This is a genomic window from Vescimonas sanitatis (genome assembly GCF_049060325.1).
Lineage (GTDB): Bacteria > Bacillota > Clostridia > Oscillospirales > Oscillospiraceae > Vescimonas > Vescimonas sanitatis.
This window is the reverse complement of record NZ_JBMGPW010000005.1, coordinates 142,163-163,416: the sequence shown is the minus strand read 5'-3', so window position 1 is coordinate 163,416 and position 21,254 is coordinate 142,163. Positions and strand designations below refer to the sequence as shown.

Annotated in this window: 19 protein-coding genes and 1 riboswitch; of the genes, 9 read left to right on the top strand and 10 right to left on the bottom strand. The window is 60.2% G+C overall.

The window, feature by feature from the left end:
• The first annotated feature begins 1 nt into the window (after position 1).
• The 5 genes from ACOMDU_RS07945 (at position 2) to ACOMDU_RS07925 (ending at position 6,189) form a co-directional block, all read left to right on the top strand.
• On the top strand, positions 2-814 hold the full coding sequence (locus tag ACOMDU_RS07945) for an InlB B-repeat-containing protein (RefSeq protein ID WP_421129846.1): 813 nt from the start codon (positions 2-4) through the stop codon (positions 812-814).
• A gap of 200 nt (positions 815-1,014) precedes the next feature.
• Positions 1,015-2,922: an HD domain-containing phosphohydrolase gene (locus ACOMDU_RS07940; protein ID WP_421129845.1), complete on the top strand. Its 1,908-nt coding sequence runs from the start codon at positions 1,015-1,017 to the stop codon at positions 2,920-2,922.
• A complete protein-coding gene (locus ACOMDU_RS07935; protein ID WP_421129844.1) occupies positions 2,919-3,710 on the top strand; it encodes a substrate-binding periplasmic protein in 792 nt (263 codons plus the stop codon). Before ACOMDU_RS07940 ends, ACOMDU_RS07935 begins: the two co-directional genes overlap by 4 nt.
• Positions 3,711-3,715: 5 nt before the next feature.
• Entirely contained in the window at positions 3,716-5,836 is a 2,121-nt protein-coding gene (locus ACOMDU_RS07930; RefSeq protein ID WP_421129843.1) for a hybrid sensor histidine kinase/response regulator, read from the top strand.
• Positions 5,833-6,189, top strand: coding sequence for an Hpt domain-containing protein (locus tag ACOMDU_RS07925; protein ID WP_421129842.1), 357 nt, complete (start codon positions 5,833-5,835; stop codon positions 6,187-6,189). Before ACOMDU_RS07930 ends, ACOMDU_RS07925 begins: the two co-directional genes overlap by 4 nt.
• A 68-nt stretch (positions 6,190-6,257) precedes the next feature.
• Positions 6,258-6,346, top strand: a riboswitch (cyclic di-GMP riboswitch).
• A 209-nt stretch (positions 6,347-6,555) separates the two neighbouring features.
• Here the strand turns inward: ACOMDU_RS07925 and malQ are convergent.
• The 7 genes from malQ to ACOMDU_RS07890 all read right to left on the bottom strand — a co-directional run bounded on the left by malQ (position 6,556) and on the right by ACOMDU_RS07890 (position 13,571).
• Entirely contained in the window at positions 6,556-8,043 is a 1,488-nt protein-coding gene (gene malQ, locus ACOMDU_RS07920) for a 4-alpha-glucanotransferase (RefSeq protein ID WP_421129841.1), read from the bottom strand.
• A 101-nt stretch (positions 8,044-8,144) separates the two neighbouring features.
• Positions 8,145-9,047: a carbohydrate ABC transporter permease gene (locus ACOMDU_RS07915; RefSeq protein WP_421129840.1), complete on the bottom strand. Its 903-nt coding sequence runs from the start codon at positions 9,045-9,047 to the stop codon at positions 8,145-8,147.
• Positions 9,047-9,970 carry a carbohydrate ABC transporter permease gene (locus tag ACOMDU_RS07910; RefSeq protein WP_421129839.1) on the bottom strand — a complete coding sequence of 308 codons (924 nt, stop codon included), beginning with the start codon at positions 9,968-9,970 and terminating at the stop codon, positions 9,047-9,049. Before ACOMDU_RS07910 ends, ACOMDU_RS07915 begins: the two co-directional genes overlap by 1 nt.
• A 146-nt stretch (positions 9,971-10,116) precedes the next feature.
• Positions 10,117-11,430: an ABC transporter substrate-binding protein gene (locus ACOMDU_RS07905; RefSeq protein ID WP_421129838.1), complete on the bottom strand. Its 1,314-nt coding sequence runs from the start codon at positions 11,428-11,430 to the stop codon at positions 10,117-10,119.
• A gap of 142 nt (positions 11,431-11,572) precedes the next feature.
• Positions 11,573-12,586, bottom strand: a complete 1,014-nt coding sequence (locus ACOMDU_RS07900) for a LacI family DNA-binding transcriptional regulator (protein WP_421129837.1) — start codon at positions 12,584-12,586, stop codon at positions 11,573-11,575.
• 254 nt (positions 12,587-12,840) lie between these two features.
• Positions 12,841-13,356, bottom strand: coding sequence for a M48 family metallopeptidase (locus ACOMDU_RS07895; protein ID WP_421129836.1), 516 nt, complete (start codon positions 13,354-13,356; stop codon positions 12,841-12,843).
• A complete protein-coding gene (locus ACOMDU_RS07890) occupies positions 13,353-13,571 on the bottom strand; it encodes a DUF1653 domain-containing protein (protein ID WP_421129835.1) in 219 nt (72 codons plus the stop codon). The genes ACOMDU_RS07895 and ACOMDU_RS07890 overlap by 4 nt, the downstream gene beginning before the upstream one ends.
• Positions 13,572-13,660: 89 nt before the next feature.
• Between ACOMDU_RS07890 and ACOMDU_RS07885 the strand changes: the two genes are divergently transcribed.
• The 3 genes from ACOMDU_RS07885 to ACOMDU_RS07875 all read left to right on the top strand — a co-directional run bounded on the left by ACOMDU_RS07885 (position 13,661) and on the right by ACOMDU_RS07875 (position 16,046).
• Positions 13,661-14,137, top strand: a complete 477-nt coding sequence (locus tag ACOMDU_RS07885; protein ID WP_421129834.1) for an NUDIX hydrolase — start codon at positions 13,661-13,663, stop codon at positions 14,135-14,137.
• The gene (locus ACOMDU_RS07880) at positions 14,134-14,559 is read left to right on the top strand and encodes a 2-thiouracil desulfurase family protein (protein WP_421129833.1); all 426 of its coding nucleotides are present in this window, start codon (positions 14,134-14,136) and stop codon (positions 14,557-14,559) included. Before ACOMDU_RS07885 ends, ACOMDU_RS07880 begins: the two co-directional genes overlap by 4 nt.
• A gap of 185 nt (positions 14,560-14,744) precedes the next feature.
• Entirely contained in the window at positions 14,745-16,046 is a 1,302-nt protein-coding gene (locus ACOMDU_RS07875) for a GLUG motif-containing protein (RefSeq protein WP_421129832.1), read from the top strand.
• A 315-nt stretch (positions 16,047-16,361) separates the two neighbouring features.
• Here ACOMDU_RS07875 and ACOMDU_RS07870 read toward each other — a convergent pair whose 3' ends face one another.
• From ACOMDU_RS07870 to murC, 3 genes are all read right to left on the bottom strand, one after another.
• Positions 16,362-17,537, bottom strand: coding sequence for an ABC transporter ATP-binding protein (locus tag ACOMDU_RS07870; protein WP_421129831.1), 1,176 nt, complete (start codon positions 17,535-17,537; stop codon positions 16,362-16,364).
• 266 nt (positions 17,538-17,803) lie between these two features.
• On the bottom strand, positions 17,804-18,343 hold the full coding sequence (locus ACOMDU_RS07865; protein ID WP_421129830.1) for a prolyl-tRNA synthetase associated domain-containing protein: 540 nt from the start codon (positions 18,341-18,343) through the stop codon (positions 17,804-17,806).
• A complete protein-coding gene (gene murC, locus ACOMDU_RS07860) occupies positions 18,340-19,734 on the bottom strand; it encodes a UDP-N-acetylmuramate--L-alanine ligase (protein ID WP_421129829.1) in 1,395 nt (464 codons plus the stop codon). Before murC ends, ACOMDU_RS07865 begins: the two co-directional genes overlap by 4 nt.
• 112 nt (positions 19,735-19,846) lie before the next feature.
• Here murC and ACOMDU_RS07855 point away from each other — a divergent pair, with 112 nt between their 5' ends.
• Positions 19,847-21,175, top strand: a complete 1,329-nt coding sequence (locus ACOMDU_RS07855) for a CCA tRNA nucleotidyltransferase (RefSeq protein WP_421129828.1) — start codon at positions 19,847-19,849, stop codon at positions 21,173-21,175.
• Positions 21,176-21,254: the final 79 nt, after the last annotated feature.

The window sequence follows — 21,254 nt, the reverse complement described above, 5'->3', positions numbered from 1 at the left end:
CATGAAGCGGGTAGTTCTGGCGCTGCTGGCGGTGCTGCTGCTGGCGCCGTCCCTGGCCTGGGGCGACGACAGCCGGCACTATGAATTCCGCCTTGCCGCCAACGGAGAGGCGACGCACCATGCCGCCGCCGGCGATACCGTTACGGTATCGCTTTCCCTGTGCCGGACCACCGGCACAGGGCCGATGTTCGCCATGCAGGACGAGATATGCTTCGATCCTGCCTTCTTCGCCTATCAGCCTGATGGCACCCTGCTCCGCGAGGGCGTCAAGACGACGCTGGTCACGCTGCGTGATGGCCGTCAGGCGGTCTACATGAATTGCGTAGATTTTGGCGGCGGCGCGGACTGGGCGGATGAGACGGTCGTCGGCTCCTTTCAGCTGAAGGTCCTGGCCGACGGCGGTGCGTCCGCCATAACCGGCAGCCATTACCTGGTGTCCACCGAGGACGGCATGGGCCGCTATGCCGCCGCTGCCCGGGACGTCACGGTGGTGGTGTCAGAGCAGTGCCGCGTGACCTTCCAAAGTAACGGCGGCAGCGGCGTAGCGCCGGCGGAGGTGCTCCGTGGAACGCCCCTGGCGCCGCCGCAGGCGCCCACCCGCTCGGGCTATCGCTTCACCGGCTGGTACAGTGACTACGACCTGACCCGCCCCTGGGATTTCAATGCGCCGGTCACGGCGGATATGACGCTGTATGCCGCCTGGCAGCCTCTGCCGGCCGCCGCGCCCTCCGCCGGTCCGTGGGCATGGCTTATTGTTGGTGCTTCCATTTCGGCACTGACCGTTTTAGCCCTCCGCCGACGCCGCCGCAGTTAGATCGCAAAAAGGCAAAACAAAACCGCCCGTCCGGGCGGTTTTATTTTGCCCTGTGCGGGTCAGGGCCGTTCACCGACAGCGCGCCCCGGCGCGCCGCCTGCAAAACAGGCGAAAAATTCGGCGTTTCAGGGGGAAGCCGTTGCAATACGGCAGTAAGATGCTATAATAAGGCTGGTATGATAGGAACGGAGGTCTCAGCCATGATCGAGAAGGAAGCCTTTATCGCGGCACTGCTGCCGATCTGCGACACCGTATGTGAATATGACAGGACCCGGGGAAAGCTGCGGGTCCGGAAAACCGACCTGGCCAGTGGGCTGGAGGATAAATGGTACACCGTAGAGGAGCTGCGTGACATCTTTCGGGATAACGGCGGTGTGTCGGCGGAGAAAAGCGTGTGGATGCGCTATCTCAGCAGCGAAAACCTGCGGAGCTTTTTCTACGAAAAGGAGCGAAACGAGAGCTTTCGCCTGCGGTTCCGGCAGGGCGGTGTGGGCTGCCGGCAGTATGACGTCCGCATCGACCGGATCAACGACTATGTGCTGGTCATCTCCGGGCGGGACACCCAGGAGCAGGAGATAGACGCGCTGACCGGCGCGCTGAGCCGCAACCATTACCAGCGGGATATGAGCAATGAGATATACCGCGGCGGTGTGGCGCTCATCGATATGGACGATCTGAAGCTGTATAACGACATAAATGGCCATCAGGTGGGCGACAACGCGCTGCGGGTGCTGGCGGATACCATCTATGAGGTAGTGGGCCGCGGCGGCTCGCTGGTGCGCTACGGCGGCGATGAGTTTTTGCTGCTGCTGCCGGGCGTGGAGCAGGCGGCCTTTGCCACCGTGCTGGGAGACATTCAGCGGCGGCTGCGGACAGTGAGCATACCGGGCTGCGAGGGCTGCCAGCATATCACCATCAGCGTGGGCTGCGTCATGGCGCAGCAGGAGACGATCGCCCAGGCGGTGCAGCGGGCGGACCGGCTGATGTACCGGGCCAAGCGAAAAAAGGACGCCGTGGTCACCGAGGATACCCCCGTGGAGGGGGGAGAGGAGATCAAGCCGCATATTCTTGTGGTGGACGATGCGGCTATGAACCGCGCGATACTGCGGGAGATGCTGGCGGAGGATTTCGACGTGCTGGAGGCGGAGGACGGCCGGCAGTGTTTGGCGCAGCTGGAGACCTACGGCGCGGATATCTCACTGGTGCTGCTGGACATGGTCATGCCGGAGCTGGACGGCCTGCAGGTGCTGGAGGAGATGAATAAGCGGGGGTTTATCGAGGATATCCCGGTCATTATCATCACGGCGGACGGCTCAGAAGAAAAGGTGCGGCAGGCCTACGACATGGGCGTGGCGGACTACATAGAACGGCCCTTTGATATCCGTATCGTGCGGCAGCGGGTGATAAACACCGTGAAGCTGTACGCGCGGCAGCGGCGGCTGGCGGCGGTGATGACGCAGCAGCTGCGGCGGCAGGAGCACACGATGGGCATCGCGGCGGATATCCTGTCGCGGGTGATGGGCTACCGCAACGGCGAGGGTGCGGACCATGGACGGCACGTGGAGCAGATCACGCAGCGGCTGCTGCGGAGAATGCTGGAACGCACGGATAAATACGGCCTGACCCTGCAGGACTGCCGGCGGGCCGCCGCGGCGGCTCTGTTCCACGACATCGGAAAGATGGGCGTACCGGATGCCCTGCTGCGAAAGCCCGGCCCCCTGACGCCGGAGGAGTTTGACGAGATCAAGAAGCATACCCTGATCGGCGAGGACCTGATGCGGGGCATGAAGGAGATGGAAAGCGAGCCATTGGTGAAGGCTGCGGCGGAGATCTGCCGCTGGCACCACGAACGGGTGGACGGCAGAGGCTATCCCGACGGGCTGAAGGGTGACGAGATACCGATGACCGTGCAGGCGGTGGGTCTGGCGGACGTCTATGACGCGCTGGTGAGCCAGCGGGTGTACAAGCCGGCGTATACCCACGCGGAGGCGTTGGCCATGATACGGCGCGGCGAGTGCGGCGCGTTCGATCCGCTGCTGGTAGACTGTCTGGAGGACATACAGGGCGCACTGTGCCGTGAGGTATACGGCCTGAGAGGTAAGGAATGAGCAGGACAAAAAGATTGCTGGCGGTACTGCTGGCGCTGTGCGGCGCCTTGCTGTGCGGCTGCGGACAGCGGGAGACGGAAACGGAAGAACTGCCGGTGCTGGTCATTGGCAGCGACAACTATGAGCCGTATTTCTATCTGGATGAGGATGGCGCCTATGCGGGTATCGACGTGGAGATCGCAAAAGCAGCCTGCGAGCGCTTGGGGTGGACGCCGGACTTCCGGCAGATATCCTGGCAGGAGAAGGACCAGCTGCTTGCGGACAGAGAGGTGGACTGCCTGTGGGGCAGCTTCTCCATGACCGGGCGGGAGGATCGCTACAACTGGGCGGGGCCGTATATGTACAGCCGGCAGGTGGTCATCGTGCAGGCTGACAGCGATATCCGTACACTGGCCGACCTGAATGATAAGCGTATTTCCGTGCAGATATCCACTAAGCCGGAGGAACTGCTGCTGACACACCAGGTACCCGGCGTAGAGCAGGTGAAAAATGTATACAGCCTTGCCAATGTGAATGACGTGTTCGCTGCGCTGGATAAGGGCTATGTGGACGCCTGCGCCGGCCACGAGACGGCATACCGCAGTTTTATGAGCGGGCGTGCCGGACAGTATCGTGTGCTGGACCAGGAGCTGCTGCGGGTGGGCCTGGGCGTGGCGTTCTATAAGGAGGACGATACAGGCCGCGCTGAGGCATTGAGCGATGTGCTGCGGGAACTGAAGGAGGACGGCACCGCTGCCGGGATACTGGAACGGTACGGCGTGGACGCGCAGGCGGCGCTGACGGAGTGACGGCAATGAGGAAAAAGAGACGATCCAACAAGACCATCTACATCGGCATAGCCATCGCCATCGCCGGGCTGCTGTCGCTGCTGGGTGTGGCGCTGATCGGAGCGAACAGCGCCATACATACCGCGGAGCGCACCGCGGAGCGCACGCTGCAATACCTGCGTGAGCAGTGCATCAGCTATCAGGATATCATCGCCGCGGACCGGGTGAAGAGCCTGGTGCGCCTGACAGAGCAGGTGCAGGAGCTGACGGATCGCGACAGACTGAAGGGGCGGGAGCGCAGCAATGAGGGGCTGGCTGAATATGCACAGCAGCAGCGCATAAGCTGCGTGCTGGTGCTGAACGATGCGCTGGAGCCGGTGTATTCCTACGGCGTGGACATGGACTGGAGCGACCTGTATACCGATGAGTCGGTCAGCAACGTCATGCAGTATCCGGAGAAGATATTTGCCCGGCGTTTGACGCGGGACGGCGTGGTGTACGATGTAGCTGCAGCTGCGCGGACGGTGGAGCCGGGCATGGTGTTCTGTGTGCGGCGGCAGAGCAGCGCGGTTATCGCGTCCTACCACACATCCATCGAGAGCCTGCTGGCGGGATATGAGACGCTGCTCAACGAGAAGATCTATACCTATATCACGGATGGGGAAAAGGTCATCGGCAGCAGTGACAACGGCCAGTGGAACCTGCCGGTGGACAGTGTGCCGCTGATCACGGCGCTGGAGCAGGCGGACAGCGACAGCTGCTTGACGAGGTTAGACTGTGGCGGTACGTTTTTCGGTATGCGTAGGATGTACCAGGAGTACAGCCTGTATGTGTTCCTGCCGGCAGACTTTGTGTTCACGCAGACAAAGAATATGCTGATCTCCGCCTTCGGCGTGTACGCGGCGGCGGCGGTGGTGGTGGTACTGCTGTTGGTCAGGCTCGGCCGGGACCGCAAACGGCGGGAGCTTGCGTACCAGAAGCAGTTGGAAAAGGAAGTAGAGCGTGCCACAGCGGCGGACCAGGCCAAGACGCACTTCCTTCGCAGCATGAGCCACGATATACGCACACCCATCAACATCATTATGGGTATGCTGGAGATCATCGGGCGGAACCCGGAGGATGTGACGCTGGTGCAGTCCTGCCGGGAGAAGGCGCAGACCGCGGCGCGGTATCTGCTGGCACTGGTAAACGACGTACTGACACTGAATCGCCCGAAGCAGGAGACGCTGGGAAAGACCCCCTATTGTTTGACAAGCGAGCTGCACGAGATGTTGGATATTTCGCGCGCCCAGGCGGAGATCGCAGGCGTTGCGCTGACGGTGATGGACCTGACGCTGGAGCATGAACGATTCACAGGTGACCCGCTGTATATGCGGCAGATCTGCCAGAACATCATCGGCAACGCCATCAAATACAACCACCCCGGCGGATGGGTGCGCTGCAGCTTCCGCGAGTCCCGTGATGCGGATGGCGTGTGCCGGCTGAAATTTGTATGCGAGGACAACGGCGTAGGCATGAGCGAGACGTTCCAGCGCCATATGTTCGAGGCGTTTGCCCAGGAAAACAGCGATAGGGGCAGCCTTTCCGGCGGCGTGGGCCTGGGTTTGGCCGTGGTGAAAAAGCTGGTGGACGAAAGAGGCGGTACCATTCAGGTGGACAGTGCACGCGGACAGGGAACGCGCTTCCGCGTGGTGCTGCCCATGATGCCCAGTGAGGCCGAACCGGAAGCCGCGCTTCCCGATGCGGCGGCCTCCATCGCCGGACGGCGCTTGCTGGTGGCGGAGGACAACGAACTGAACCGGGAGATCGCGGTCTACCTGCTGCAGGAGGCCGGCGCCGTGGTGGACCAGGCCGCCGACGGCAAGGAGGCGGTGGAGATGTTCGCCGCGTCGGCGCCCGGTACCTACGACGCGGTGCTGATGGACGTGATGATGCCGGAGCTGGACGGCCATGCCGCCGCCCGTGCCATCCGCGGCATGGACAGGTCGGACGCGCAGCTGCCGATCATCGCCATGACCGCCAACCTGTTTGACGAGGACGTGGAGGCCTGCCTGGCAGCGGGCATGGACGCGCATATCCCCAAGCCGTTGGAGGCTGGGCAGATGATAAAAACGATCGCCGAGTGGCTGGAGAGGAAGAAACAATGAACTTAGAGAAGCTTTATCAAGAGATGGGCGGCGACATGGCGGACGCCGTGCGCCGGTTGGGCAGTATAGCTGCGGTGGAGCGCTTTCTGCGGATGTTCGCCGGAGACGACACCTTCGCCATGCTGCAGGCGGCCATGAGTGCCGGAGACGGCCAACGGGCCTTCCGCGCGGCGCACACGCTGAAGGGCCTGGCAGCCAACCTGGGGCTGGTGCAGCTGGGGCAGGCAGCCTCAGCCCTGACGGAGGCCCTGCGCGGCAGCGATATGCAGCGCGCGTCGGCACTGTATCCGGAGACGGCCGCGGCATACCGTCAGGCGTGCGCGGCGATCGAAGATTTAGAGACGGATGCGTAGAAAACACGGATTTTTGCCGAAAAAGACTTGACGAAACGGAACGAAAGTGATACACTACAAATACGATAATGTTCTGTTGGCAAATCGGCTGAAAGGCCGAGACGCAAAGCTATGGTGTCTAAACGGCATTTGACCGCATGATCGACCGGCTGCAAGTGGGATGCACTTCAAAAGTGCATACATTGCAGCCGGTTTTTTATTTACCCTGCCCGGCAGGGCCTATATTGCAGTACGGGTCGCGGAGGTCTAACCCCTACCTCGGCGGCATCGAAACCCCCATCTGTCACACGGCAGATGGGGGTTTCGGCGTTGCGGAAGCGGTGCTCACGGCAAAAAAACACCCCCGGCACTGCCGGGGGTGTTCGCTTATGCCTTGCGGCCGTAGAGCGCGGTCATGCGGTCGATCCTGACAGAGAGCGCATCGCTCAGCTCGCCGGGCAGCAGCCGCCAGGTCCAGTTGCCGCCCTGGGTGCCGGGGATGTTCATGCGGTTTCCCTCGCCCAGGCCCAGATAGTCCTGCACCTGCGCCACGAACAGCTCCGCCACGCTGGACATACCGCCGCGGATAATACCCCAGTGGAAGCCCTCCTGCTCTGTCAGCGCCAGGTATTCCACCGCGTGGGCCACATCCTCCGGCGCGGCCTCCTGCCGCCACAGGGCCAGGGGGCTGTTGTCGTGGGTGCCGGTATAGCAGATGCAGTGCGGCGTATAGGCGTGGGGCAGATACCCGCTGGAATCCCGGGAGTCAAAGGCGAATTCCAGCACCTTCATACCGGGCCAGCCGGACTCGCGGAGCAGCTGCGCCACCTCCGGGGTGGGGTAGCCCAGATCCTCGGCGATGAACTCCAGCTGCGGGAACCAGCCGTTGAGCCGTTCGATCAGGTCCATGCCGGGACCGGCGATCCAGCGGCCGTTTTTGGCGGTGGGCTGACCGTAGGGCACGGCCCAGTAGTTGGCAAAGCCGCGGAAGTGGTCGATGCGGATCACATCATACAGCTTGCCGGCGCCGTCGATCCGGCGGATCCACCAGCCGAAGCCGTCGTCACGCATGGCGTCCCAGTCGTAGAGGGGGTTGCCCCACAGCTGGCCGTCGGCGGTAAAGTAATCCGGCGGGACGCCGGCCACAGCCTTGGGCACCAGATCGTCGTCCAGCTGGAAGAACTGCGGCTCAGCCCAGACGTCGGCGGAGTCCATGGCCACGTAGATGGGCAGATCGCCGATGATGCGGATGCCCTGCTGGTGGACGTAGTCGCGCAGAGCGGTCCACTGCCTGAAAAACAGAAATTGCAGATAGGTGAAGAACTGCACATCCTCCCGCAGAAGTGTGCGGTACTTGTCCAGCACGGCCTCGTTCTTACGCAGGCGAAGGTCGTCGTCGGGCCACTCCGTCCATGCCTTCATGCCGAAGTGCCGCTTGCAGGCCATGTACAGGGCGTAGTCCGGCAGCCAGCGCGCATTGTCCTGCGCAAAGGCCGCTACGGCCTCCGCGTCCCGCTCCCAGCCCCGCTGATAGGCCTTGCGAAGAAGGGTAAAGCGGCTCTCGTAGATCTTTCCGTAGTCCACATGGCGCGGGTCGCTGCCCCAGTCGGGGGCGGCGCACTCGGCGGCCGTCAGCAGCCCGTCGGCCGCCAGCATATCCGGGTCGATAAAATAGGGGTTGCCGGCGTAGGCGGAAAAGCTTTGGTAGGGGGAGTCGCCATAGCTGGTGGGGCCCAGGGGGAGCATTTGCCAGTAGGACTGGCCGGCGTCTTTCAGGAAATCGGCGAAATCATAGGCCGCCTTGCCCAGGGTACCGATCCCGTAGGGGGAGGGCAGGGAGGATACCGCCATTAAAATACCGCTGCTTCGTTTCATAACTCAACTTCTCTCTTGGATAGGATTTGACTTTCAGCCGGACGGTCCCGGCCAAAATATACGGGGGCGGGCGATCAGCCCGCCCCCGGCGTGTTGTAAGTTTAGCCCTTGACGGCGCCTGCCGCCACGCCCTTGATGATGTGCTTCTGGCAGCAGAGATAGAAGATGATGACCGGGACGATGCTCAGCAGGATCAGCGCCATGGTGGCGCCCATATCCACCTGTCCGTAGCTGCCCTTCAGATACTGGATGACGATGGGGATGGTGCGGTATTTGTTCAGATCCAGCACCAGGTACGGCAGCAGAAAGTCGTTCCACACCCACATGATCTCCAGCACGCCCACGGAGATAAACGTGGGCTTCAGCATGGGCAGCACCACCAGGAAGAAGGTACGCACAGGCCCACAGCCGTCAATGGCAGCAGCCTCCTCGATCTCCAGCGGGATCGTCTTGACAAACCCGGAGAACATGAACACCGCCAGTCCCGCGCCGAAGCCCAGGTATACGATAGGTATTGTCCACGGTGTGTTCAATCCGATCTTGGCAAAAGCCATAGAGGTGAGGCTGAAGTAGGGAAGCTTGACCTGCTCGGCGGTGCGGGACAGGGTGAACATCACCATCTGGAACGGCACCACCATGGAGAACACGCACAGGTAGTACACGATCTTGCTGAACAGACTGCCCACACGGGCCACATACCACGCGGCCATAGAGGTGCAGATCAGGATCAGCGCCGAGGAGACCAGGGTGATGAACAGACTGTAGAACACCGCCTTGATAAACGGATAGTTGCCGAAGGTCATGCCCTTGATATAGTTCTGCCAGCCCACGAAGGTGTCCTCATTGGGCAGGGCGAACGTATCGGTATTGACAGCGGCATTGGTCTTGAAGGAGTTGATCAGAACGATGACGATGGGCAGCACATACACGATGCAGATCACCGTGAACGCTATGGTCAACACCATTTTGCTGCGGTCATGCTTTTTGGCAAGGCTCGTCTGCATTACTGCTGCACCTCCTTTTTGCGGGTAGCCCGAAGTTGGATCAGTCCGATAGCCGCCACCAGTATGAAGAACAGCACGGCTTTGGCCTGGGCCACGCCGCGGTTGTTGCCGCTGCCGGAGTAGAAAGAGTTGTAGATGTTCAGGGCCAGCATTTCCGTGGTCTTGATAACGCTGCCGTCCGCCTGCTGCAGGAAGGGGCGGCCGCCGGTCAGGGCCAGGTTCTGGTCAAACAGCTTGAAGCCGTTGGTCAGCGTCAGGAAAATGCAGATGGTGAAGGAGCTCATCATGTTGGGGATAGTGACCTTCCACAGGGTCTGCCAGTTGGTGGCGCCGTCGATGCGGGCCGCCTCCAGCATATCCTCCGGCACGGATTGCAGTCCGGCGATGTAGATGATCATCATATAGCCCACCTGCTGCCAGCAGATCAGGATGATGAGACCCCAGAAGCCGAAGTGGCTGTTCAGCACCACGGACTTGCCGTAGGCCACCAGAAAGCCGTCGAAGATCATGGACCAGATGTAGCCCAGCACGATGCCGCCGATCAGGTTCGGCATGAAGAACACCGTCCGGAACAGATTGGAGCCCTTGATGCCCCGCGTCAGCGCATAGGCCACCGCGAAGGCCAGCGCGTTGATGAACAGCACCGACACAAAGGCAAACAGCGCCGTGAACAAGAAGGCATGGCGGAAGCTGCTGTCGGCAAAGGCCTTCAGATAGTTGTCAAAGCCTACCCATGTCCACTTGCTGGTCAGCTTGAATTTGCAGAAGGACAGGAACGCGCCCTTCAGGAACGGGTAGATGAACCCGATGCAGAAGGCGGCAAAGGTGGGCAGCAGAAACAGCCACACCATGCGCTGAATTGGCCGTCGGACCAGTCGGCTGTTCAGCGCAGCCGCGTCCCGTTTCGCTTGAAATCGTTTCATTAGACCACTCCTGTTCTCCGTAGTTTTGTCACAGCGAAAGCTCTCCTCCGAAGTGCGTTCGAAGGACAGCGCACGCCGTCACAGAGTAAGAAAGAGGGGGCGGGCGAAAAGCCCGCCCCCTGTGCGTATGTGGTTGAAACCGTAGCTTAGCCGTTGGCGATCTCGTTGTTGTACTGGGTAGCCCAGCCTTCCACGAAGGCGGTCTTCACATCGTCCCAGCTGCCGCCGTCGGCGGTATACTTGCCCAGAGCGTCGACCACAGCGGCACGCCAGTCATTGACGGCGGGGGTGTAGTTGAAGGCCCAGGTGACAGGATAGCAGCCATTGGCAACATACTCGTTGGCCAGAGCGCTGAACGGATTGGAGGGAGCCTTGGAGGCCTGGAACGGGCAGGCGCCGAACTGCTCAGCCATCATGGCAGTGCCTTCCTCGGAGGTAACGACCCAGTTCAGGAAGTCCAGAGTGGCCTTGATGTCCTCCTCGGAGGCGTTCTTGTTGACGGACCAGTAGTTCTCGGTACCGGTGCACAGGCCGGCCTTCTCCTCGCCCTCAATACCGCAGTAGATGGGGATCATGGTCAGGTCGTCAGCGTTCATGCCGAACTTCTCGCCGGTCAGGTTGCTGTACTCCCAGGTGCCGTTCTGATAGAACACAGCCTTGCCCTCGCCGAACTCGGCCTCAGCCTGGTCGCCGGTGGCGGTCAGCAGGGCGGCGCCGGTGGTGGCGGAGTCAGTGATGTACAGATCCCAGATAGCCTTGTAGTTGTCCAGATAAGTGCCCTTGATGGTGGCGGGCTTGCTGGTCACGCCTTCATCGCGGAACTCATAGAACAGAGGCATATTGGCCAGATGGCCGGAGAAACGCCAAGAGGAGGTGCCGTCCAGACCGGCGGAGGTGAAGGCGTCGAAGCCCAGCTCGGCAGCGCGGCTGTGGATGTCGTCAGCGATCTTCTTCAGGGACTCGAAGTTGGTGATGTCGGTGACCTCATAGCCGGCTTCCTTCAGCAGCGCCTTGTTCACGATGATACCGTAGGTCTCCAGGCAGTAGCCGATGGAGATGACCTCACCGTCGGCGTTCTTCAGGGCATAGTCCTTGGAGGTCAGCTGGTTGTACACGTCGCTGCTGCTCAGGTCGTAGCAGAACTCACCCCAGGTAGCCACGCCGCCCTCGTTGCACTGGAACAGGGTGGGCGCGTCTTCCTTGTCCATCTCGGACACCAGGGTGGACTCATACTCGCCGGAGGCGGCGGTGAGGATCTTGACGGGCACGCCGGTCTTCTCGGTGTAGGTGGCGGCCAGAGCCTTCCAGGCGTCGTCAGACTCAGGCTTAAAGTTCAGGTAGTACACGCTGCCGGTGGCGGTGTCGCCGCCCTCGGTCTTGGTGTCGTCCTTCTTCTCACCGCAGGCCACCAGAGACAGGGCCATCACGAGAGCAAGAAGCATTGCAAGAAACTTCTTCATGGTAATTACTCCTTTTTTGTTTTTATTTTCACATCACAAGGATGTAAAAAACAGATCATTAGGGTACAAAAAACAAATTATTGGGATGCAGGAAACGGATCCTTAGGATACACAAAATAGATCACAAAGATATACAAAAGTATCATCCGGGCGCGGCCACGCTGCGGCCCTGGCGCAGGGTGGTGGGAAGCAGCTCACAGGCGTGGGAGCCCTTGTGCCGCACCATGTCCAGCAAAATCTCGGCGCTGCGCCGGCCCATTTCCTCCATAGGCTGGCACAGGGTAGTAAGCGGCGGCTCAATATAGGCAGACAATTCTAACCCGTCTATCGCTATAACGGAACAGTCCTCGGGGATACGCCTGCCGGCATCCATCAAGGCCCGCATGGCACCAATGGCCATAGAGTCCGCGATGGCAAATAGAGCAGTAAAATCCGCGCCCCGTTCCAGGGCAGCCTTTACGGCGGAATAGGCATCGCGGACGTCGAAGCCGCCGGTGGAGATCACCAGCTCCGGGTCCACGGGGATGCCGTGACTCTCCAGCGCCTGCACATAGCCCTCATAACGCAGCTGGCTGATGGACTGATCGTTGGGACGGGAGATCAGCGCGGCGATGCGCCGGTGCCCGTGGCGGTACAACTCCTCCACTGCCTGCTGTGCGGTGTCACCGTCGGCGATGGACACAGAGGAATACTCGCCCTCGATCAGCGTGCCATAGCGGTTGGAGTAGGAACAGCACACAAAGGGAACGTTCAGCATCGCCAGATCAGCGGGGGTGTAATCAAACCGACCGCCCAGGAACACGATGCCCTGCAGGCGCTTTTCGCGCTCCATGACCGCACCGCATTTGACCTCGTCGTCACAGGCGCCGATCTGCTGCATGACCATTGTAAAACCGGCATCGGTGATGGTGCGTTCAATGGCGCGGATAATGTCGGTGTAGAACGGATTGGACACACCGCGGACTACCAGACCCACAGCGTCGGACTTGGTGCGTACCAGATCGCGGGCACTGTTGTTGGGAATGTAGTTGCTATTCTTGATAGCGGAAAGCACCTTACGCCGGACATCCTCACTGACATCCGGCCGGTCATTCAGCACACGGGAGACGGTACTGACGCTGACGCTGCACTGTTTGGCTATATCCTTGATCGTCATACCTGGGTGTGCCTCCTACTATACCAGATCGAAAGGAACGAAAATCGTCAGAGGAAAGCGAAAACATTTCCGGTAACGTTTCCGTTCAGCATAGTTATCCTATCAGTGTTTGCCGCAATTGTCAATTGCTTCGCTGCATTTTTGCCGAAACGCACAGAAAAGACGGTGGTTTTCTTGTGAAAATCACAAGAAAACCGCCGTCCGATTGAACGGGCGGCGGCGAAGTATCGAATGTACGGCGCAAAATGGCTGAATTACCGGCGAAGGAGGGCGCGGCGCGCCCTCCAGTCGGGCAGATAGGCTTCCACCTCGCGGTAGAAGGCGGGGGAGTGGTCGTGGTGGCGAATGTGCGCCAGCTCATGAACCACCACGTATTCAATGGCGGTTTCGGGATAGGCCATCAGGTAGAGGGAGAAGCTGAGACGGTTTTTGCCGGAGCAGCTGCCGAAGCGGGTGCGGGCGGCGGTGATGGTGATGCCGGCGGGCTGCACGCCCATGCGCTGGGCCCAGTGGGCCACCAGTGGCGGCAGTGTCTCTTTTGCCTGCTGCCGCCATGCATCCGTCTGTGCCGCAGACGGCTCCGGGTGGGCGGCCAGAAAGGCCTGCCTTGCGGCAAGGTGCTTTTCCAGCCAGCTGCGGTGGTTGTCTATAAAGCGGGCGATGTCCGCATCGGAGGCCCGCAGAGGGGCGCGGACCAGGGCGGTGCCCTGCCGGGTGACCTCCAGCGCCAGGGTGCGCCGGTGGGAGCGTATCACAGTATAGTCGATCATTGGCTGTCCTCCGGGATGAAACGCGGGCCGTGGTAGCCGTCACGGTCCACGATCTCGGACCACATGGCGGCGGGGCGCACCCACAGACCGCCATTATCATACAGGGCACGGTAGACCACCAGTTCCTCCAGTGTTTCAGAGTGGCGGGCGGTGCCGATGACCTCATATTCATTACCCTTAAAGTGGCGGTAGCGGCCTGGTTTTATAGTTGACATACTATATACTCTCCTGACAGGTAACAGTTGTGTTGATGATACAAATAGTATATACTATTGGCAGTGATTTGTAAATCGGAGGTGCAAAGATGAAAAACACCACGCTGTGCTATATCGAAAACGAACGGGGCGAATACCTGATGCTGCATCGGGTGAAGAAGCAGAACGACCTGAACCACGACAAGTGGATCGGCGTGGGCGGCAAGTGCGAGGAGGGCGAGAGCCCGGAGGAGTGCGTTTGCCGCGAGACGCTGGAGGAGACGGGCCTGACCCTGACCGACTATCGGTACCGGGGCGTCATTACCTTCGTGTCGGATATCTGGGAGGGGGAATATATGCACCTGTTTACCGCCACCGGCTGGACAGGGACGCTGCGGGAGTGCAGCGAGGGCGTGCTGGAATGGCTGCACAAGGATGCGCTGGCGGCGCTGCCCCAATGGACGGGGGACAAGCTGTTTCTGGCGCTGATCCACGAGCCGGACACGCCGTTTTTCTCCATGAAGCTGCAATACGTGGGCGATACGCTGGTGTATGCCGCTCTGAACGGAAAGGAGCTGGCGGTATGATCCTGGTGAGCGCGTGTCTGCTGGGCTGTGCCTGTCGCTACGACGGGCAGAGCAAGCCCAACCCGCTGGCACAGGAGCTGGCGAAGCGCGGCTTGGCGGTGCCGGTGTGTCCGGAGCAGCTGGGAGGATTGCCCACGCCCCGAAAGCCCTCCGAGCGGCGGGGCGATCGGGTGGTGATGAGCGATGGCCGGGACGTGACGGCGGAATACCGCCGGGGCGCGGAGGAGACGCTGCGTCTGGCGCGGCTGTACGGCTGTACCGCCGCCGTGCTGAAGGAGCGAAGCCCCTCCTGCGGCTGCGGGCGCATCTATGACGGAACGTTCACCGGCACGCTGACGGACGGCGACGGCGTCACGGCGGCGCTGCTGAAGGAAAACGGCATAAAAGTGTACGGCGAGAGCGAATTGGAAAAGCTGCTGTGAGCCGCCTCTCCCATTTTATTTTCCGCCAAAGGCGCACAAATTTTGGATTTACATTTGGCGGAAAAGCAGGTATACTATGACCAACAGCGTTGATATGTGCGGCGACGGGAGCTCCCGTCATTCCGTGGGTACCCACGGAATGATGCCGCCTGTATGCTATGGGAGAATAAAAGGAGGAGTGTACAATGAAGAAGCGCGTAGTGGGTCTATTTTTTGCATTGGTGCTGTGTTTGGCGATGGTGCCCATTTCTGCTTTTGCGGCGGGAAAGACAGCCATTAGAACTGTTGATGAGCTTTTGCAGTTTGCAAAAGCGGTGGACAATGGCGAATATGATGGCAAGAAAGATGCTGTTGTATCGCTTGAAGAAGATTTGGATTTAACAGATATTGCGTGGACACCAATTGGCAGCGTTTTTGACGGCAACGGAAATCTGCAACATTACTTCAGCGGTAAGTTTTACGGAAACGGGCATACAATTTCCAATTTGGATTTTTCCGAAAACTATGGAAAGACAGAGTATCCGTCCTTCGGATTTTTCAGTGAGGTTTACGGCGCTGAAATTTCCGGTTTGACAATTCAAGGCAAGCTGGATGTGTCCAATTCAGGGTATGTCTATTTTGGAACGGTAGCGGGCGTTGCAGCAGGCAGTAAAATTACTGACTGCGTCTCAGATGTGTCGTTCACGGATACAGACAAATATATTAACGGTACTGTGGCCTTGTGCGGATATGCGATAGATAGCACAATTGAATACTGCCAAAACGAGGGGAATTTTTCAGTAATGAAGGACACCTCCCGATTTTGGAAGGGCGGTATCGTGGGTCTTGCGGAAAACAGTACCGTACAGTATTGCGCTAATACAGGCGATATGACCTCTTGGACACCCCATACCGGCGGAATTGTTGGGCAGTTGTATCAAGACTCAAAGATCATCAATTGTTATTCCACAGGGAAAATGGTTCCTCTTGGCAGTGGAACTACAGATTTCGGCGGCATTGCAGGCACAGTTGGTGCAGGTACAGAAATCAGACATTGCTATTTCGCCGGTGGAATGGATCTATCTCAATATACTGCCACTACACCTTATAAGCGTTTAGGCGGTATTGCAGGCGATGTTTCTTCTGATACACCTGTTTTTAAAAACAATTATTTCGTGGAAGCGGGAAATGTTACGGCTTGCTTTAAATACCAAGATGCTGGGACAGAAAAGACCCTTGAATACATGAAAACGGAAGATTTCTTTAAGGAAATCACTGCTGCCGGCGGCAAGTATCGATTTAACCCAAATGGCACACCGCTTCTGCCGGAGCACAAGTATCCGACAGCAGAGGAAACGCCGCGTTACTACTACAGCTCTGCGACTACCGCGAAGGACGAGGGCAAGACCGGCTCCCCCAAGACCATAGATGCGGGCGTGGGAATGTACGCCGTGAGTGCGGTGCTGTCTCTGACCGGGATGGTCTACGTGGGTAAGAAGAAACCTTGAGAACGCAAAAAAGAAATCCCGAAAGGGATTTCTTTTTTGTCGGGGGACGGAGCCCCACGCCAGCGTGAGCGCTGGCTCGCAATGACACCTCATCCGTCAACGCTTCGCGTTGCCACCTTCCCCTCAAGGGGAAGGTTTCGGGCGGACAGAGTCGTCCGCCCCTACAACGGTTTACCGGGAGCCTATGCAAAAAGAAAACGGATTGCCGCGTCGGGCTTCGCCCTCCTCGCAATGACAGAAAGCGGCGGGTGGGCGCGCAATGACAATGGCGCAGAAAAAAGGAAGCCCGGAGGGCTTCCTTTTTTGTGTCTGTTGTTACCACTCCAGATTCTTTTCCGTCTCCTTGCTGAACACATGGGCCACATTGCCGCCGAAGATCATGTTGACCTCGCTGCCCATGGGGAAGTGGGCGGCGTTGCCGTTGGTGGGGACGATGACCACCACGTCATGGTCGTGGGTGGAGATATGCAGATGCACAGAGGAGCCCATCAGCTCGCTGACATCCACGGTACCCTTGACGCCGTCGGCGCAGAGCATGATGTGATCGGGGCGAACGCCCAGCGTCACGTCCTGTTCCGGTACATTTTTAGCGCTGAGCCGGGCCTGCTTATCCTCGGCCAGTTCCACGTTGATGCCGTCGATAGCCACGGCGTATTTGCCGTCGCTGTTCTTCACCAGCTTCGCGTCAAAGAGGTTCATCTGGGGCGTGCCGATAAAGCCAGCCACGAACAGATTGGCCGGGTGGTCAAAGACCTCCTGGGGCGTGCCGATCTGCTGGATGAAGCCATCCTTCATGATGACGATGCGGTCGCCCAGGGTCATGGCCTCGGTCTGGTCATGGGTGACGTAGATAAACGTGGTGTTGATCCGCTGGCGCAGCTTGATGATCTCGGCGCGCATCTGGTTGCGGAGCTTGGCGTCCAGGTTGGACAGGGGCTCGTCCATCAGGAACACGGCGGGGTCGCGGACAATGGCGCGGCCGATGGCCACACGCTGGCGCTGGCCGCCGGACAGGGCCTTGGGCTTGCGGTCCAGATACTGGGTGATGTCCAGAATTTCTGCCGCCTGACGGACCTTCTTATCGATCTCGTCCTTGGGGACTTTCTTCAGCTTCAGGGAGAAGGCCATGTTTTCGTACACGGTCATGTGGGGGTACAGGGCGTAGTTCTGGAACACCATGGCGATGTCCCGATCCTTGGGCTCCACGTCGTTCATCAGCTTGTCGCCGATCCACAGCTCGCCGGAGGTGATATCCTCCAAACCGGCGATCATACGCAGGGTGGTGGACTTGCCGCAGCCGGAGGGGCCCACCAGCACGATGAACTCCTTGTCGGCGATCTCCAGACTGAACTGCTGGACAGCCACAACGCCCTCGTCGGTGATCTGAAGATTGCTCTTCTTTTCCTGGGGCTCCTCGCCCTTCTTGACCTTCTTTTTCTTCTCGGTGTTGGGGTAGACCTTCTTCAGGTCCTTCAGAATGACCTTTGCCATACATTTTTGACTGTAACCGTCCTGCCTCCGCAAAAGACGGCCTCGCACGGGCATTGCCCTCAGTGCCTTACGACAGGTCTCCACACTGCCGCACCGCCAGCCACAGCGGGTATTCCTCCTTATCTTTTGCCGTCAGGCGGCATGAAGTGGAGTGCCGCCTGACGGTGGGAATACGGTAAGTATAACCGAAAACGTTTCCAAGCGCAAGGGCTTTTTGTGATATATATGAAAAAATACTGCCTGCTGGGAAGGGCAGGCAGTATTTCTCACAAATCAACGATAACAGGCGTGTGGTCGGTGTGGGGCAGCAGCTTTTCCAGCACGTCGGCGGTCTTCAGCTTCAGTGTACTGGTGCAGATGCACGGGTGGCAGGAGAAAAAGGGCGCGTCATAGACTTCGCGGTCGATGAGCAGCTGGACCCGGTGCTCCGTATCGTTGGCCAGGCCCAGAATGGTGGCGGAGCCCGGGTGGCAGCGCAGCAGCTCCCACAAGATCTCCTCCGGGGCGAAGCTCAGGCGGGAGGAGTTGATCTGTGCGCTGAGGTCCTTAGTGTGGAAGGGCTTGTCCGGCGGCATGCACAGCAGATAGAACGCGGTTTTCTGCCGGTTGCACAGAAACAGGTTCTTGCATACGGACACGTCCAGTACGCGGCTGACCTCGGCGCACAGCTCCATGTTGAAGGCGGCGTCATGGCTGACGCGGTCGTATTCGATGCCCAGCTTGTCCAGCAGGTCGAAGGCTGCGGCCTCCTGTGGCAGCAGCTGGCCTTCCGGACGGGTGTTATGGGATACGGGGGAGATGGTCACTGTGCGTCACCTCGTTTCAGCAGCAGCTCTCCGGCGCGGTAGATGTCGCCTGCGCCCACGGTGATAATCATATCGCCGGGCTGGGCCAGCTTTTCCAGCTCGTCCGCCGTCTGCTCCAGCGTGGCGCAGTAGACGGCGCCGGGGATGCGGGCGGTCAGGTCCCGGGAGGAGATGCCGATGTCGTTCTTTTCCCGGGCGGCGTAGATCTCCGCCAGCACTACGCGGTCCGGCAGGCGCAGTACCTCCACAAAGTCGTCGAACAGCGCGGCGGTGCGGGTGTAGGTGTGGGGCTGGAAGGCCAGGATGAGCCGTTTGTGGGGCAGCGCCTGCGCGGCGCTCAGCAGCGCCCGCACCTCGTCGGGATGGTGGGCATAGTCGTCATAGACCTCCGCGCCGCGGAAGGTGCCCTTGTGCTCAAAGCGCCGTCCGGCGCCGGTGAAGGACGCCAGGCCTGCCGTTACCGCCTCGCCGGGAAGGCCGAGAACATAGGCGGCGCTGGCCGCCGCCAGGGCGTTGGAAATATTGTGGGCGCCGGGGACGTGCAGGGACACATGGGCGTAGGTCAGGCCGTTGATGACCACGTCGAAGTCGCCGTAGCCGTCAAAGAAAGAGACGTTGTCGGCATAGCAGTCGGCGCTACGGTCTTTGACACTGAAGGTGAACACCGGATGCGTCAGGCCCTTGACGGCCTCGCGGGCACCCTCGTCATCGGCGTTGGCGATGATAAAGCCGCGCTCCGGCACCAGGGCGGCAAAGTCGTGGAAGGAGTGCTCGATATCGGCCAGGTCCTTGAAGAAGTCCAGATGATCGGCGTGGACGTTAAGGATCACTGCCACGGTGGGAAAGAAGTTCAGGAAGGAATTGCAGTATTCACAGCTCTCCAGAATGATGGTGTCGCCCCTGCCCACCCGATAGCCGGAGTGCAGCAGCGGCAGCGTGCCGCCGATCATCACCGTGGGGTCTGCCTGGGCCGCCATGAAGATGTGGGTGGCCATGGAGGTGGTGGTGGTCTTCCCGTGGGTTCCGGAGACGCACAGGGCGTTGCGATAGCCCTGCATGATGGCGCCCCAGGCCTGGGCGCGCTCGTAAACCGGGATGCCCCGGGCCACGGCGCCGGCGATCTCGGGATTGCTGTCGTGAATGGCGGCGGTACGGATGACCGCGTCGCAGTTTTTCAGGTTCTCCGCCGAGTGGCCGATGGCCACGGGGATCCCCACAGAGCGCAGGTGCTTCACCGTGTCGCTCTCGCTCATGTCCGAGCCCTGCACCGTCACGCCCATGCCCTGCAATACCTCCGCCAGCGCGCACATACTCACGCCGCCGATGCCCGCCAGGTGTACGCGCTTGCCGGGGTGGATATACTTGTGAAAGTCCTCAGTAGGATGAAACATATTTGCTGCCTCCTTGACAGGAACAGAAAAATTACTGTACTATTATAATACAACGACTCCGCCCATGCAACCGGCTTTTTTGCCGGTATTTGGCGGCGGAGGATGAAAAAACGTGAGGGGAGGCGAAGCCATGCTGCCGCAGGCGGTGCAATATGTGCTGGAACGGCTGGAGGCTGCGGGCTTCGCCGCCTATGCCGTGGGCGGCTGCGTGCGGGACACGCTGCTGGGCCGCACGCCGGGAGATTGGGACGTGACCACCGCCGCGCGGCCGGAGCAGGTGCTTACACTGTTTGACGGCTATGCCATCCCAACCGGGCTGAAGCACGGGACGGTCACGGTCCGGGCGGGGGAGATGCACATTGAAGTGACCACCTTCCGGGCGGATGGGACCTATACGGACCATCGCCGGCCGGATCAGGTGTTTTTCTCCGACAGGCTGGAGGAGGATCTCTGCCGCCGTGACCTGACGGTGAATGCCATGGCGATGGACCTGCGCGGGCATATCACCGATCTGTATGGCGGGCGGGAGGATCTGGAGGCGGGTATCCTGCGGTGTGTGGGAGAGCCGGAACGACGCTTTGAGGAGGATGCGCTGCGTATCCTGCGGACGCTGCGCTTTGCCGCCGTACTGGGATTTTCGGTCGAGCCGCGGACCGATGCGGCGCTGCGGGTGAAGGCGCCGCTGCTGCGCTGTATCGCGCCGGAGCGTATCCTGACAGAGATGGATAAACTGCTGTGCGGCAGTCACGTGCTGCCGGTGCTGTTGAACTGGCCGGACGTGCTGGCGATGTTCCTGCCGGAGATCGCGCCCTGCGTGGGCTTCGAGCAGCACAATCGCCATCATATCTACGACGTGTGGGGGCACAGCGCCCACGCAGTGGCCGCCGTCCCGGCGGAGGTGGTCCTGCGCTGGACTATGCTGCTCCATGATATCGGCAAGCCGGCGTGCTTTACCCGGGACGAGCAGGGCGTGGGGCATTTTTATGGTCACTCGGCCATCTCGGCGGACCTGGCGGCGGATATCTGCCGCCGTCTGCGGATGGACAACCGTACCGCCGAACGCATCGTGACACTGGTGCGCTGGCACGACCGGGATATTGCCCGGACGGAGAAGGCTATTGCCCGCGCCGTGTCGCAGCTGGGAGAGGAGACGTTTCGGCAGCTGCTGGAGGTGAAGCGGGCCGACAACGCCGCCCAAAGCCCGGAAGATCGCTGCCGTCTGGCGGATATACAGCAGGCGGAGGACCTTCTGAACACGCTGCTGGCGAAGCGGCAGTGCTTTTCACTGAAGGACCTGACGGTGAAGGGCGGCGACCTGATGGCACTGGGGCTGCGGGGGCGAGAGGTCGGTGATGCGCTGCAGTATCTGCTGAACGCCGTGCTGGATGGAACGCCTAACGATAAAGAGACCCTGCTGAAGCTGGCGGCGGAGAGAAAATAGCCCCGCGGCGCTTTCTGCGGGAAGGAGGTATAAACTTCGACTCCCCGGAGGCAAGACAGCAAAAGAGAAAGATACCAAA